The 14,583-nt window shown below is 71.7% G+C and carries 12 protein-coding genes; 10 read left to right on the top strand and 2 right to left on the bottom strand.

What is annotated here, in order from left to right; all coding sequences use genetic code 11:
* Positions 1–175 precede the first annotated feature (175 nt).
* The 4 genes from F8566_RS49655 to F8566_RS04655 all read left to right on the top strand — a co-directional run bounded on the left by F8566_RS49655 (position 176) and on the right by F8566_RS04655 (position 6,589).
* Positions 176–1,138 carry a hypothetical protein gene (locus tag F8566_RS49655; protein WP_192809515.1) on the top strand — a complete coding sequence of 321 codons (963 nt, stop codon included), beginning with the start codon at positions 176–178 and terminating at the stop codon, positions 1,136–1,138.
* Positions 1,139–1,343: 205 nt separating this feature from the next.
* Positions 1,344–1,607 carry a WhiB family transcriptional regulator gene (locus tag F8566_RS04665; RefSeq protein WP_067487041.1) on the top strand — a complete coding sequence of 88 codons (264 nt, stop codon included), beginning with the start codon at positions 1,344–1,346 and terminating at the stop codon, positions 1,605–1,607.
* A 164-nt stretch (positions 1,608–1,771) separates the two neighbouring features.
* Positions 1,772–5,128: a glycosyltransferase family 2 protein gene (locus F8566_RS04660; RefSeq protein WP_225992881.1), complete on the top strand. Its 3,357-nt coding sequence runs from the start codon at positions 1,772–1,774 to the stop codon at positions 5,126–5,128.
* Complete coding sequence (locus tag F8566_RS04655) at positions 5,129–6,589, top strand: DUF5719 family protein (RefSeq protein WP_151558353.1); 1,461 nt, start codon at positions 5,129–5,131, stop codon at positions 6,587–6,589. It begins immediately after the preceding gene.
* Between the two features lie 207 nt (positions 6,590–6,796).
* On the opposite strand, the gene F8566_RS04650 is transcribed toward F8566_RS04655, so the two are convergent.
* Positions 6,797–7,666 (bottom strand): esterase/lipase family protein, encoded by an 870-nt coding sequence (locus F8566_RS04650; RefSeq protein WP_151558351.1) that lies wholly within the window; start codon positions 7,664–7,666, stop codon positions 6,797–6,799.
* A 218-nt stretch (positions 7,667–7,884) separates the two neighbouring features.
* A complete protein-coding gene (locus F8566_RS04645; RefSeq protein ID WP_404800261.1) occupies positions 7,885–8,313 on the bottom strand; it encodes a metallopeptidase family protein in 429 nt (142 codons plus the stop codon).
* Between the two features lie 209 nt (positions 8,314–8,522).
* Between F8566_RS04645 and F8566_RS04640 the strand changes: the two genes are divergently transcribed.
* The 6 genes from F8566_RS04640 (at position 8,523) to F8566_RS04615 (ending at position 14,468) form a co-directional block, all read left to right on the top strand.
* Positions 8,523–10,358, top strand: a complete 1,836-nt coding sequence (locus F8566_RS04640) for a VWA domain-containing protein (protein WP_151558349.1) — start codon at positions 8,523–8,525, stop codon at positions 10,356–10,358.
* The gene (locus tag F8566_RS04635; RefSeq protein WP_151558347.1) at positions 10,355–11,572 is read left to right on the top strand and encodes a sensor histidine kinase; all 1,218 of its coding nucleotides are present in this window, start codon (positions 10,355–10,357) and stop codon (positions 11,570–11,572) included. Before F8566_RS04640 ends, F8566_RS04635 begins: the two co-directional genes overlap by 4 nt.
* Entirely contained in the window at positions 11,569–12,255 is a 687-nt protein-coding gene (locus tag F8566_RS04630) for a response regulator (protein ID WP_151558344.1), read from the top strand. The genes F8566_RS04635 and F8566_RS04630 overlap by 4 nt, the downstream gene beginning before the upstream one ends.
* A 141-nt stretch (positions 12,256–12,396) precedes the next feature.
* On the top strand, positions 12,397–12,777 hold the full coding sequence (locus F8566_RS04625; RefSeq protein ID WP_192809514.1) for a DUF3499 domain-containing protein: 381 nt from the start codon (positions 12,397–12,399) through the stop codon (positions 12,775–12,777).
* 162 nt (positions 12,778–12,939) lie between these two features.
* Positions 12,940–14,289 carry a phosphomannomutase/phosphoglucomutase gene (locus tag F8566_RS04620; RefSeq protein WP_151558342.1) on the top strand — a complete coding sequence of 450 codons (1,350 nt, stop codon included), beginning with the start codon at positions 12,940–12,942 and terminating at the stop codon, positions 14,287–14,289.
* Complete coding sequence (locus F8566_RS04615; protein WP_225992880.1) at positions 14,286–14,468, top strand: Trm112 family protein; 183 nt, start codon at positions 14,286–14,288, stop codon at positions 14,466–14,468. Before F8566_RS04620 ends, F8566_RS04615 begins: the two co-directional genes overlap by 4 nt.
* Positions 14,469–14,583 lie beyond the last annotated feature (115 nt).

The raw sequence follows: 14,583 nt of genomic DNA, 5'->3' as shown, positions 1-14,583 counted from the left end.
CGACGCCGGTCCGGCTCTTGGACCGCACTTGGCCGCTCCGTGGTCCGGGGAGACGCCGATGAGACACACCGCCGGTAAACACGTGCCTGGACGATCATTGCCCGGCGGACGCCGGGCTGCGCGATGTGCAAAGCTTTGGGTAGGAAACCGATTCCCTCTGTCTGGAGAGATGGTCGTGAATAAGGAAGCCGTCCAGCGTTTGCGTGAACCGGCCGCCTGGGTACTGGTCGCCTCTGCCGGCCTGCAACTGCTCGCCGGCATCATCGGCCTCTTGTCCGGAAACAGCTTCAAGTACAACGCGTTCTCGGAGATCTCCGGCGGCACTTTCACCAGCGTCGCCGTCGTCGGCCTTCTGGTGCTCGCCGTGTTTCTCGTCACTTGGCAGGACCCGCCCACCCCGCAGGCGCGCACCATCGTGATGGGCGCCCTCGGCGTGCTCGGCGGTATCGCGCTGTTCACCGTGATCTCCTGGCTGGCGGGCATGCTCGCGGGCGGGGACGGCGTGAACGAGGTCAAGATCAGTGCTTCGGCCAAGCTCGCCGCGTTCCTGATCGGTGTCGCCAAGCTCGCCGTGATCGGCATCGGCGGCTGGCTCGTTTTCACGGTCTTCCAGGGCATGCAGCCGGCGCGTCCGAAGGCGGCAGCGCCCGGCCAGGTGCCCGGCCCGTACCCCGACTACGGCTACCAGCAGGGCCAGCAGCAGTACGGTCAGCAGCAGGGCTACGAGCAGCAGCAATACGGCCAGCAGGCAGGCTACGACCAGCAGCAGGGCTATGGCCAGCAGCAGTACGGCCAGCAGGCGTACGGCCAGCAGGGCTATGGCGACCAGGCTCAGCAAGGTTATGGCGACCAGCAGCAGTACGGGCAGCAGCAGTACGGCCAGCAGGCGGGCTACGACCAGCCGGGCCAGCAGCAGTACGGCGGGCAGGCCGGTTACCAGCAGCCCGCCGCCGAGGAGGAAGGCGCCGGGGAGTGGACCCGTGCCTACGGTGGTTCCTCCGACGACAGCGGCCAGGCCGGTGGATACGGTCAGCCCGGATATGGGCAGCCGGGCCAGCCGGGCCAATCGGGGCAGCAGGGAGAGCAGGGCCCTGAAGAGGGTGGCGACTGGTACCGGGACAACCGCCCGCCGCAGTGAATATCTGACGGCCGGAACTGATCACTGGTCAATCTCGATCGTTTCGATCCCCAAATAGCCGCCTAAGTCACCCCCGAAACTTGTTCCGCTTGACGGACCGGGGCTTACACGCGTGTAATTTCGTGCGTGTAGTTCTATGCCTTCTCGGGGGATGGAGCTGAGGGAAGGCATTGACCAGGGGGCTCCACGGGCTAGGAGGTGCGCTGTGAGCGAGGTAGTGATCCCGCTGGCGCACGGCACAGACGGTGAAGAGTTGGGCTGGCAGGAGCGCGCGCTGTGCGCGCAGACGGACCCGGAGGCATTTTTTCCGGAGAAGGGCGGCTCCACTCGCGAGGCCAAGAAGGTGTGCCGGGCATGCGAGGTGCGGGCAGAGTGCTTGGAGTACGCGCTTCAGCACGATGAACGTTTCGGTATTTGGGGAGGACTGTCGGAGCGCGAACGCCGGAAGCTGAAGCGCCAGGCCGTCTGACAAGGGTGAGTCCTGGCCCCCTCTTTCGAGGGACCTCCCCGATTCGGGGGACGTCCCCGATCTAGGGGGATCCCAGGGCGGGTCTCCCAGGGCACGCGTACAGTGGTCAGCCGTGCCGGCCCATGGCCGGCACGGCTGCTGCCCGTCGACCCCGCGAGCGCCCCTTGTCGCCTCCACTCTCTCGCCCAGCCGATCGCCACGTCGTCACGGCCGTCCTCGTCGCGCACGAGGGTGCTCGCTGGCTGCCGGAGACGCTCAAGGCCCTGCTGACCCAGACCCGGCCGGTGCAGCGTCTCGTCGCGGTCGACACCGGCAGCCGGGACCGCGGTCCCGCCGTGCTGGCGGAGGTGGTGGGCCCCGGCAACGTGGTCACGCTGCCCCGGACGACCGCGTACGGTGCGGCGCTGGCCGAGGCGCTGAAGCATCCCGCGGCCTCGGTGCCCGTCCCCGACGACGCACCGGGTGAACCCCGCACCGACTGGATCTGGCTGCTCCACGATGACTCGGCGCCCGCGCACGACGCGCTCGCGCTGCTGCTGCGGGTGGCCGACGCCGACCCCAACGCGACCGTCCTCGGCCCCAAGCTCCGCGACTGGACCGACCGCCGGGTCCTGCTCGAACTCGGCGTCACCGTCGACGGCGCCGGCCGCCGCGAGACGGGCCTCGACAACAGCGAGTTCGACCAGGGCCAGCACGACGGCGTCAAGGACGTGCTCTCCATCAGCAGCGCCGGGATGCTGGTGCGCCGGGACGTGTGGGAACGGCTGGGCGGCTTCGACGCCGAGTTCGGGCTTTTCCGTGACGACCTCGACTTCTGCTGGCGGGCACACGCGGCCGGGCACCGCGTGGTCGCGGTCAGCGACGCCGTGGTCTTCCACGCCGAGGCGTCCCGGCGCGGGGTGCGCGAGATCGGCATGTCGGCCGAGTCGCCGCGGCGGCGCGACCGGCGCAACGCGCTCTACACCCTGCTGGCCAACCTGCCCGCGTTCCCGATGGTGCGGGCGCTGGTGCGCAACATCTGGTCGACGTTCGCCCGCGTCCTCTTCCTGCTCGTGGTCAAGCAGCAACAGGCGGCCAGGGACGAGCTGGCCGCGCTCGGTGATGTGCTGCGGAGCCCGCGCAGGTTGATGCGCGCACGCCGCGCGCGAGCCGACGGCCGCCGCCACGTCTACCACACCATCAAGCGCTACCAGCCTCGCTGGGTGGCGCTGCGCCGGACCTTCGAGGCGCTGGCGAACCACGTCGCCGCCAAGAACGCGGCCGGCCGCCGCCACGACGACGAGGACGCCGTGATCCCCGACAGGCCGAGCGTGGTCCGCCGGTTGCTCGCGCACCCGGGGCTCGTGCTCGTGCTCGGCCTCGTCGTCATCTCGGTCGCCGCCGAGCGTTCGCTGATCACCGCCGCCGGGCGGCTGGGCGGCGGCGCGCTCGTGCCGGCCTGGGGCGGCGCGGACGAGCTGTGGGCCCAGTACGTCTCGGGCTGGCATCCGGTGGGTCTCGGATCGGACGAGGGCAGCCCGCCGTACGTGGCCGTGCTGGCGCTGCTGTCCACGATCACGTTCGGCAAGCCCTGGATCGCCGTCTCGGTGCTGCTGCTCGGGAGCGTTCCGATGGCCGGGCTCGCGGCCTACCTCGCGGCCCGGCTCGTCATCAGCGACGACCCGGTGTCGGGCCGCCGTGTCCACCACCCGCGCCGCCGCATCCCCGCGCCGTACGTCCGGGCCTGGTTCGCGGCGGTGTACGCGCTGCTGCCCACCGCCACCGGCGCCGTCGCGGGCGGCAGGCTCGGCACCGCCGTGGTGATCGTGCTGCTCCCGCTGATCGCCGTCCAGGTGGCGCGGATGTACGGCCTCCCGCGGAAGGCCAGGCCCGCCGATCCGGTGCTGCGGCGCAAGCGCGCGCGGCGTGCGGCCTGGTGCGTCGCGCTGCTGCTCACGGTGGCGATGGCGTTCGTTCCGCTGACCTGGCCTTTCGCGGTCGTCGCGGGTGCCCTGACGTGGTTGCTCTTTGAGAGCCGGGCTCGTGGCGGTGGTCGCCGCAATCTGGTCATCGCGCTGGCGACGCCCCCGCTGCTCCTGTTGCCGTGGACGGTGGGCCTGCTGCTGCATCCGTCCCGGTTCCTGCTCGAAGCGGGGCTGCACACCGCGGTCACGCCTGCCGCCGCCCGCGACCTGCTCGCGCTCAACCCCGGCGGCCCGGGCACCCCAGCCCGCTGGACGATGTACGGGCTGCTCCTCATCGCGATCTGCGCCCTTCCGCTGCGCGGCCGCCGGACCGCCGTGCTGGCCGGCTGGATGCTGGCCATCTTCGGTGGCGTCACCGCGATCCTGGTCAGCATGGCCACGGTGTCCAAGGGCGCCGACGAGGCACCCGCCTGGCCGGGCGTGGCGCTCGTCTTCGCCGCCGCGGGCGTGCTCCTGGCCGCCACCGCGGCGGTGCAGCGCGGCGTGGAGGTCCTCGCCGGCCGCCACCTCACGTACCAGGCGGGCGGGGCCGTGGTCGTGCTCGCCGCCCTCAGCGTGCCCGTGCTCGCGGCCGGTGTCTGGATCGCTCAGGGCGCCGGCGGCCCGCTCGGCAAGGTCGACCCGGACGTCGTCCCCGCGTTCGTGAACGCGCCGACCGGGCCGCGGACGCTGGTCATGCACCGTGAGGCCTCGGGCCGCGTCGCCTACACCGTCGTGCGCGGCCGCGAGCCGATGCTCGGCGAGGCCGAGACGCCGGTGAACGAGACGGCCAGGCGCAGGATGGACGGTTTCGTCGCCGGGCTCGCGGGCGGCCGGGTCGGCGACGGCCGTGCGCTCACCCGGATGGGCGTCCAGTACGTCCTCGTCCCCCGGCCCGAACGCGATGCCCTGACCGCCGTGCTGGACGCGAACCCCGAGCTCACCCGGCTCAGCCGCACGCGTACTTTCGGTGCCTGGCGCCTCCCGTCGTCAGCGGGCCGCCTGATGTTGCTGGACGGCGAGGACGTGACGCCGCTGACCGTCGGGCAGACCCCGGCCGTCTCGGCGACCGTGACCGTCCCGGCGGGGACCGGCCCCCGCACGCTGCTCCTCGCCGAACCCGCCGACGGCGGCTGGCGCGCCGCCTTCAACGGCACCGAGGTGAGGGCCAAGACCGTGGACGGCTGGGCACAGGGCTACGAGCTGCCGGCGGGCGGCGGCGAGTTCGAGCTGTCGCGCGGCATGCTGACGCGGCACCTGTGGGTCGGCGTTCAGGGGATCGCGGTCCTGCTGGTCGCCGCCCTGGCGCTGCCGGGCGTGCAGCTGGAAGGCCAGGTAGCCTCGGGCGGTCCAGGGCGTCACGGCCGGACGCGCGGGCGCCGGGCACGGGCCGCCGCGGGCTCGCTGGCCCGCCGGGCGGAGTCCCTCCGCCGCCGAGGCGCCCAGCCCGAGGGTGTGCCGGCGCCGAGAGAGTCCTCGGAGTCCGAAAGCGCGGAGTTCGAAGGCGCGAAGTCCGAAGGCGCGCGGCCGGACGAGACCCTGGAAGCGCCGCGGGCCGCGTCCGAGGAGCGTTCGTAGATGGACAAGATCCTCCGCTTGCTGGGCTTCCGCTACGCCACCGCCGGCCTCGTGCTGGTGGCACTGCTGGCGCTGTACGGCGCCGCGACCCTGTCCCGGCCCGAAGACCGCACGCGGGCCGCGGCGAAGCACGTTGAGGCGCCGGTGACGTGGGCGTCCCTCGTCTGCCCCTGGGGTGGCGAGGACGGGCGCCTCAGCCTGCTGACGCCTCCCCAGGGCGCGTCCGGCATGAGCGCGTCCGGCAAGGGTCGGGTGGACGTCGTCCAGACCACGAACGGCAAGCCGCTCGCCTCGGTGCCCAACGCGGGAACGTCCTGGGCCAAGGACCTGCGCCGTGACGAGAACGACTCGTACACCGTCCGGGGCAGCGGGCCGCTCGCGGCCGGGCTTGAGGCCGAGCGGACGATCCACTGGCCCGGCGGACCGGATCGCGGGCTGGCCGGGACCCGCTGCGCCCGCCCGGGAACAGACCTGTGGTTCCTCGGCCCCGGGCCGGTCGCCGCCGAGCGCATCGACCTCTACCTCACCAACGTGGACGCCCAGCCGGCCTCGGTCGACGTCACCGCGATGTCCGGCGAGGGACCGCTGGACACCGTGGACGGCCTCGGCATCCCGGTCAAGCCGTACAGCACCAAGATCGTGCGCATCGGAAAGTCGGCCGAGGGGCTCGGCGACATCGTGACCACCGCGCGCGACCTGGCGTTGCACGTGCGCGCCAGCACCGGCCGGGTGGCGGCCTCCGTCCGGGTGCGGATCGACGACAAGAAGGGCATCGAGTGGGTGCCCTTGTCGCCGGCGCCCGCGACCTCGCTCGTGGTGCCGGGCGTGCCCGGCGGCAGCGGGCGGCGGCAGCTGCTGGTCGGCGTGCCCGGCGAGCAGGACGCCCGGATCCGGATCCAGGTGATCACGGCCAGCGGCGCGTTCGCCCCGCAGGGACAGGACGTACTGGACGCCCCCGCCGAGACGGTGACCCCGTTCGACCTCGACCGTGCCCTGTCGGGCAAGCCCGCCGCGGTCCGGCTGGTGTCCGACCGGCCGATCGTCACGGGCCTGTCCGCCCAGCGCGGCGCCGACGTCGCGTTCGGCACCGCCACACCGCAGCTGGGCCCGCACGGCGGCCTGATAACCGACAACCGTTTCTCGGCGTACCTCCAGCTGACCGCGCCCGCCGGTGCCGCCACCGTCCGGGTGACCTCGGTGGACCCGCAGGGGCAGGGCCCGCCGCAGGACATCAAGGTCGGAGCGGGCCGGACGGTCGAGATCAAGCTCGCCGGTCCGGGCGAAGGGGGCTATGGCACGCTGATCGTTCCGAGACCGGGCTCGGGCCCCGTGCACGCCGCGCGCACCCTGGCCACAGGCAAGGGCGACAAGGGGCTCTTCACGATCCTGCCCATCGGCCCGGCCCTCAGCACCGTCATCCTGCCGACCGTGGGCGACTCCCAGACCGCGCTCATTCCCTGAGCGCGGATGTGAGCCCCGTCCCCTCGGGCGGGGCCCACCGGGAGTGGAAAGGGTCGGTCCACTCCCGTCTCCGCGATCCGCCATGCTCTCCGAGATTCAGGCCGAACGTGGCGAACGCTCCAATCATCACGCCGCCGCGGCGCCCCCTGAAGATGCTCTGGGGCCATTCCGGCTAGTGCCTGGGATCTATTGCCAGTGAGAGGCCTGTCAGTAGGCGGACGACGAAAGTGCGTTGTACATCAGCCGCAGAGGTCCCGGGCCGGTGCGGGTCCGCCAGGTCTCCCCGTAGTCGTCGGTGTACCGCGCCGTCCAGCCGTCGTCGGTGCCCTTGTTCTTGATCGTGCTGTGCTCCAGGCCCTGCCCCGACGCGTAGACCGACTTGTGCTTCGCCCGCATCCCGGTCGCCGAGCCGCTGGTGATCATGTCGTCGTCGCTCGCGCCGACGAGGGTCCAGTCCGTTCCCCCGTCCGCCTGGGGATTCTGCCTGGCCCACTTGAGGAACCCACTGCCGGGCCGCAGGTCGCTGCACTGCTTCCAGCCACGGAGTGCCGTGCATGTCGTGGCCCAGCTGGTGCCCGTGTGAGGTGCGCTGAACGTGACGACGTCCTCGATCTGAAGACTGTCGGGCCAGTCCGCGTTCTGCCCGTACCGCCGGACGCCTTCGATGGCCGCACGGACGACCACGCCGCCCATCGAGTGGGCCACCACGTCGACGGGCTTGCCTTGCTTCGAGTAGTGGTCGTGGATGTCCCAGGCGAGCCTGCGGCCCAGCTCCTGGACGCGCGTGTTGAGGTTCCCGTTGAACTTGCGAGTGCAACGGGTGTCCTTGGCGTAGAAGCCCCAAGTGACCAGGCTGCCGGTCCAGCCGCGCTCGGTGAGCGCGGCCTTGGCCGCCTTCCAGGCGCTCTCACAGTTGATCTGTGCGTCACCCGCGACGGCGTGGTTCCAGTCGATCCCATGGATGAAGTAGACGGTTCCGGAAGAGGCCGCCTGGGCTGGAGCGGGGAGGTTCAGTGTGCCGACGGCGGCCAGCATGACGATCGCCGTGCCGGCCATCTTGCGCGCTGTGGGGGGCATGCGCGAGGGCCCTTCATGACACGGTCATGATCCCAATGATCATGACGCTGCCATGATCATGACCGCTCGACACCTCACGCACCAGAGGCGGGGGCGCAAACCTCTGAGCACCCACGTGACCCAAGCCCTCCAGCGGTCACGCGGGCATGCGTCGCGGGCGCGCGTACGCCATCACCCCGGACCGTAGGCCCGGTCCGGGGTGAGAGTGATCACATGGGTCAGTCGTCGGGGGTGTCGTAGCTCGGGTCTACGGATTCGGGGGAGAGGCCGAGCAGGTCGGCCACCTCCTCGACGAGGAGGTCGCGGATGAGCCTGCCCAGGTCTCGTTCGCCGTTGGCGCGGGCCTCGACCGGGCGGCGGAAGACGGCGATGCGGACGGGCCGGCCGTTGTCGCCGGGCACGGTCTGGCCGAGCGGAACGGGGCCGTCGAACCAGGGTTCGAGGTCGGGGACCTCTTCGACGGCGAACTCGACCTGCGCGAGTTCGCGGCCCCAGCGCTGCTCCAGCCGGCGCACCTCGTCGCGGACGAGGTCGTCGAAGCGCTCCGCGCGGGTGCGGGAGACCGGAGCCTGAGGGGGTGTCAGAGGGCCACGGAGGCCGCGGCCGTACCGGTCGCGACGACGCACGCGTGCCACACGGGATCGCACATTGACCAGACTACCCGCCCGGCCCCCTTGTTCCTCCTACCCGGGGCATTGACAGTCCGTCCATTGACAATTGGTCCAAGGAGAGTTGGGCGCTTTCGTCAGAAATTGAGCGCAATCGTACGATCTTGTTCATGGAGCTATGCCACAGTAGGTCGGCGCGAGGATGACACTCGTTCCACGCTTCTACGGCGCTGTCCGGGGAGACTGACATGGATGGATCATCCCCATGGTCCCCGCCGGGGGGCGACCCTGCCCCCGAGGCCCGGCGCAACCATGACCGGCTGACGGTCGCGGCGGCCATCGCGCTGGCGGCCGGGCTACTGCTCGGTGCCGGCGGCTGGGCGCTGACGCGCGGCGGGCCCGACTGCGACGGCCGCACACAATGGCTCGCCGTCACGGTCGATCCGGCCATCGCTCCCGCCGCCACCATCGTGGCCGAGCGTTACAACGCCGCCCAGCGGGCGAAGGCACGATGCGCGCTGGTGCGGGTCACGGCTGGAGACTCCGACCGCACATCGGCGTCCTTTGCGACCGGCCAGACCCCGCCTGACGCCTGGATTCCCGACTCGTCGTTGTGGATCGACCTCGCGCGCGGCAAGGCGAAGCGCACGGCGGGCCCGAGCACGGACGTCGCCTCGGTCGCCTCCTCGCCGCTGGTCTTCGCGCTGCCGGCGCAGGGCGGCGGGGCCGAGCCGGAGCTGGAGCTGGAGGACCTGAGCTGGCGCGGGCTCACGGCGGGTGCCCGGTCCCGGAAGGGCGGCGCCAGCCATGACGGTGGCGCCGGGCCCGGCGGTGGGGCGGGGGCCGGCCGTGGGGCCGGGCCTGGCGGTGGTACAGGCGGAACGTTGCGCCTCCGAATGCTCGACCCGGACCGGACCGGTGCCGGAATCGCGACCCTGCTCGCGCTGGAGGAGTCGTCCGGCGGGCTCGAGGGTTTCGCCCGGATGCTCCGTACGACCAAACTCCTCCCTGCGGCGGGGGCCGGAGAACGAATGCAGGCCGAGAAGAAGAACGACGGGCACGTGCATGTGGCCGTTCTGCCGGAGCAAGCGGTGTGGTCGCAGAATCGCGGCACGGGCTCCAGAATGCGAGCCATCTATCCCGCAGACCGTACGCCCTACCTGGACTTCCCCTTCACGGTGGTCACGACCAACCCGGACAAGAAGCGGATCGCCCAGGACTTCCGGACCGCCCTGCGTTCCGCCCGGACCGCTGGTGATCTTCAGCGGACGGGGCTGCGCGGGCCCGTCGGCACGGTTCCCGCCTTGCGTGACGGCGGAGGCCGTAGCTCCCTGCTGCTGTCGGGTAAGGAGCTCTCCGCGCCCGCGTCCAGCGGGATGGCGGTCGCCAAGAAGGGCGCGGCGGCGCGCATCCAGAGGGTCTGGCAGGCCTTCGCACGGGTCACCAACATCCTGGTCGTGGTCGATCCCCCGAAGATCGCCCGTTCGGGTCCGGCGGCGGGGCTCGCCGACCCGGCCGCCCAGCCGCTGTCCAAGATGATGACCGCGCTGGGTGCGGGTTTCGCGTCCATGGCGGACAGCAGCGCGTTCGGGCTCTGGAAGGTGTCGACCGGCCGCGGTCGCCCGTACGTCCCGCTGGCGCCCGTCCGTGAGCTCGGCGACACCGATCCGGACGGCGTGGCCCACCGGTTGCGCCTCCAGGAGGCGCTGCGGAAGCTCCAGCCCCGGCAGGACGGCACGGCGCGCCTGTACGAGGCGATCCGGGCGGCCCAGCGGGAGGTGACGCGCACCCATGTCCCGGACAAGCTCAACGTCGTGCTGGTGCTCACCTCCGGAGCGGACAAGGGCGGTGGGTCCGCCGGTCCCGCGGCGTTGCGGAAGGTCAGGCAGTCCTACGACCGCAAGCACCCGGTGAACGTGATCGTGCTCGACTTCGACGGCACGATCGCGCCCGAGCTGCGGACGGCGGCCCAGGCCACCGGCGGTTGCGCCTTCAAGATCGACAACTTCCGCCGGATCATGGGCCTCTTCCAGCGCTCGGACAGCATGCGCATAGCCGACGGCAACGCGATGTGCGGCTCATGAACGGCTCGACCACCTGGGTGCGGCTGGGCGTCGCGTTCCGGTTGCTCCTCTCGCTGCGGTTGCTCGGGCTCGCCATGGCGGTGGCTCTGACGCCCGCCGCCCGGCTGGACGCGGGCCTGGCGCTCACTGCGGCGGGGCTCGCCCTGCTGTCCACCGCGGCGATCTTCGCCTGGCGGCCGGTTCTGGCCTGGCTGGTGCGGTGGCCCGCTCTGTGCTGCCTGGACGCCCTTCTGGCCGCCGCCGTGCTCGTCCAGAGCGGGGTCTTCGGGGCGGCCTTCGTGTTCACGGTGTCGACGTCGGCCATCGCAGGGGTCCTCTACTCGTGGCGCCCCGTGCTGGTGGTCTGCGTGACCCAGATCGTTCTCAGCTACGCGGCCGTGGCCCTGGGGGAGCCGGTCACGGGACGTCCGGACACGGCGATCCTCCTGTCCGGCTTCTATCCGGTCGCGGCCTGTGCCGGCGTGTGCCTGCGGCGGCTGCTCGACCAGTACGCGGACGCCGAGGCGGCTCTGCGGAACGCCAGGACCGCTGCCGCCGCCGCCGAAGAGCGCAACCGGCTGGCCCGCGAGATGCACGACTCGCTGGCCAAGACCCTGCACGGCATCACGATGTCGGCCACCGCGCTGCCGACCTGGATCCGCCGTTCGCCCGACAGGGCCGAGCACACCGCGCGCGACATCGTCGCCGCCCTCCAGGTCGCCACGCGCGAGGCCCGCGGGCTCATCGCCGACCTGAGGGACGAGGCCTGCACGCTGCCGCTGGACGTGGGGGTGCAGCGGACCGCCGCCGAATGGAGCGCGAGCCACGGGATCCCGATCCGGCTCGACATCGCACCCGGACCGCCCGGCGACCATGACGTGCCGCTGATGGTCCGGTACGAGGTCATCTCGATCATGAAGGAGGCCCTCACCAACGTGGCCAGGCACTCCGGCGCGAGCCAGGTGGACGTCCACCTGGCCTGCCGGGCGGCGGGGATCGAACTGGTCGTACGGGACGACGGCAGGGGATTCGCCGCGCCTGCGGGGGAACGGCTGCGCCTCTTCGCGCGTGAGGGCCACTACGGGCTGGTCGGAATGGAGGAACGCGCACGTCAGGTGGGCGGCAGGCTCACCGTCGACTCTCGCCCTGGGGCCGGGACGAGCATTGTGATCACTGTCCCCTCGGTGCCGTCCTCCGTCGCGGAGACGCCCCCGCCAGAAAGACGAGCCTCATGACCTCAAAGGATCCGCGCCCGATCCGGGTGCTCGTGGTGGACGACAATCCCGTGGTGCGTACGGGCCTGACGACCTTGCTGGAGTCGGGGGGCGTCCAGGTGGTCGGGGAGGCGTCCGACGGCGCCCAGGCGATCGAACTGGCCCGGCGCGCATGCCCCGATCTCGTTCTGCTGGACGTGCGCATGCCGGTGATGGACGGCGTGGCGGCGGCCGGGCCATTGAGCGGGCTTGCCAAGGTGCTCATGCTGTCGTACGACTCGGACGCCGAAGTGATCGGTGCCGCGATCCGCAACGGCGCGGCGGGCTATCTCGTGCACGGCGCGTTCGGCGCGGAGGAGCTCGTCGCCGCCATCGCGGACACGGTCGCGGACCGCAGCAGCCCCCTGTCGCCGCAGGCGAGCCGCGCCGTCGTGGCGGCGCTGCGCGAAGGGCCCGCGGACCGCCACGCGGAGACCCCGGCCGTCGACCGGCGGGCGGAACTCGGGCTCTCCCGGCGCGAGGCCGAGGTGATGGACCTCATCGCGCGCGGCCGTTCCAACGGCGAGATCGCCGCGATGCTGGTCGTCTCGGAGTACACCGTCAAGAACCACGTCAACCGCATCTTCGCCAAGCTGGGCGTCCGTGCCCGGGGCGCCGCGATCGCCTGCTGGCTCGGCACTGCGGACTCACCGCCCCGGGAGTGAGAGCACCCTTACCCGACCCGGCGGCACAGCGCTCCGGACCCCGCACGGTATGTAGTTGTTACGTCGGAAACGGCCCGGTAACGGCGACACGTGCACGCGGGTGGTGGCGGAGGCGGCGGGAGGGGGGTACGGTCGGCCATCGTGAGCCCCGTCCGCATCTGCTCCCGCACCGCCTGCAAGGCGCCCGCAGTCTTCACGCTCACGTACGTCTACCGCGACTCCACTGCGGTACTGGGGCCGCTCGCCACGTACGCCGAGCCGCATTGCTATGACCTGTGCGCGGAGCACTCCGAACGGCTCACCGCCCCCATGGGATGGGAGCTCGTCCGGCTGCCCGTCGGCGCCGAGACCGAGCCCAGCGACGACGACCTCGAAGCGCTCGCGGACGCGGTGCGAGAGGCCGCCAAGCCCGCCGCCGGCGGCCGCCAGGAGCCCGTCGGCCAAGGCACCGAAGTGGGCCGCCGCGGCCACCTGAGAGTCCTGCGCTCCGACTCCACGGGAACCCCCACCCCCCAAGACTGACCGCCCAGCGCAAGCGAGGCTCTGCGGGGGCCACTGACCGTTGTCGGCCGTGACCACGCGCGTTCGCCCAGGCGTGGCCGGGCGCGGGGGCGGTCACCGGTAGGCTCGGAACTCGTACGAGGAGTGCCGAACGCGGCAGAGCCTTTCGGATAGGGAGCAGGAGTGGGCGACCTCGCCAAGATCTTCAAGGCGTACGACATCCGCGGCATCGTGCCGGAGGAGCTCGACGCCGAGACCGCCGAGGCGATCGGCGCCGCGTTCGTGCGCGTGACCGGCGCCACCGCGGTCGTCACCGCCCACGACATGCGAGAGTCCTCCGGCCCGCTGGCCGAGGCCTTCGCGCGCGGCGCGACCGGCCAGGGGGCGGACGTCGTCGAGGCGGGGCTCGGCTCCACCGACCTGCTCTACTACGCCAGCGGCAGCCTCGACCTGCCCGGCGCGATGTTCACCGCCAGTCACAACCCGGCCAAGTACAACGGCCTCAAGCTGTGCCGGACGGGCGCCAAGCCGATCGGCCGCGACACCGGCCTCACCGAGATCCGCGAGCTGGTCGAGAAGGGCGTGCCCGCCTACGACGGCGAGCCCGGCACGGTCACGCAGCGGGACCTGCTCAAGGGCTACGCCGACCACCTCAAGACGCTGGTCGACCTGTCCGGCATGCGCTCGCTCAAGGTCGTCGTGGACGCGGGCAACGGCATGGGCGGCCACACGGTGCCGTCGGTGTTCGAGGGCCTGCCGATCGATCTGGTGCCGCTCTACTTCGAGCTGGACGGCACGTTCCCCAACCACGAGGCCAACCCGATCGAGCCGGAGAACCTCCGCGACCTGCAGGCCAAGGTCCGCGAGACCGGCGCCGACATCGGCCTGGCGTTCGACGGCGACGCCGACCGCTGTTTCGTGGTGGACGAGCGAGGCGAGATCGTCTCCCCGTCCGCGATCACCGCCCTGGTGGCCACCCGCGAGCTGGCCAAGCATCCCGGCTCCAAGATCGTGCACAACCTGATCACGTCCAAGTCCGTGCCGGAGGTCGTCACCGAGCACGGCGGCACCCCCGTGCGCACGCGGGTCGGCCACTCGTTCATCAAGCAGACGATGGCCGAGACCGGCGCGGTGTTCGGCGGTGAGCACTCGGCCCACTTCTACTTCCGCGACTTCTGGTTCGCCGACTCCGGAATGCTGGCCGCGATGCACGTCCTGGCCGCGCTCGGCGAGCAGAACGGACCTCTCTCGGAGCTGCTGACCTCCTACGACCGGTACGCGGCCTCCGGGGAGATCAACAGCGAGGTGGCCGACCAGGAGGCCGCCACCGAGCAGGTCCGGGCGGCGTTCGCCGAGCGGCCCGGCGTGACGATCGACGAGCTCGACGGACTGACCGTCGGCACCGACGACTGGTGGTTCAACCTGCGCCCCTCCAACACCGAGCCGCTGCTCCGCCTCAACACCGAGGCCTCCGACGAGCAGACCATGGCGGCCGTCCGCGACGAAGTCCTGGCGATCGTGAGGGGGAAATGACCGTGAAGCTCGACTCCTGGCTGCTGGAGATCCTGGCCTGCCCCAACTGCGGCGGCGGCTTGCGGGCCGACGAGCAGACGACCGAGCTCGTTTGCACCGGCTCCTGCGGCTACGCCTACCCCGTCCGCGACGACATCCCGGTGCTCCTCGTCGACGAGGCCCGCACCCCGGCCCCGTGAACAGGCGAACGGCGCCCCCGCGCGCCGAGAACGCAGCAGACACCCGCGTGGCGCCCAAGACAGACGATGCGCACCGCATGGTGAACGCGGCGGGCGGTGCATTCCGGGCGAACGG

Source organism: Actinomadura rudentiformis (genome assembly GCF_008923185.1).
Classification (GTDB): Bacteria; Actinomycetota; Actinomycetes; order Streptosporangiales; family Streptosporangiaceae; genus Spirillospora; species Spirillospora rudentiformis.
This window is presented reverse-complemented; position numbering and strand designations above follow the sequence as displayed.

What these genes read in the sequence shown, in the direction of transcription:
- F8566_RS04615 (WP_225992880.1), top strand. Translation starts at nt 14,286, where the DNA reads ATGACCGTGAAGCTCGACTCCTGGCTGCTGGAGATCCTGGCCTGCCCC.
- F8566_RS04640 (WP_151558349.1), top strand. Translation starts at nt 8,523, where the DNA reads ATGGATGGATCATCCCCATGGTCCCCGCCGGGGGGCGACCCTGCCCCC.
- F8566_RS04630 (WP_151558344.1), top strand. Translation starts at nt 11,569, where the DNA reads ATGACCTCAAAGGATCCGCGCCCGATCCGGGTGCTCGTGGTGGACGAC.
- F8566_RS04635 (WP_151558347.1), top strand. Translation starts at nt 10,355, where the DNA reads ATGAACGGCTCGACCACCTGGGTGCGGCTGGGCGTCGCGTTCCGGTTG.
- F8566_RS04650 (WP_151558351.1), bottom strand. Translation starts at nt 7,666, where the DNA reads ATGCCCCCCACAGCGCGCAAGATGGCCGGCACGGCGATCGTCATGCTG.
- F8566_RS04655 (WP_151558353.1), top strand. Translation starts at nt 5,129, where the DNA reads ATGGACAAGATCCTCCGCTTGCTGGGCTTCCGCTACGCCACCGCCGGC.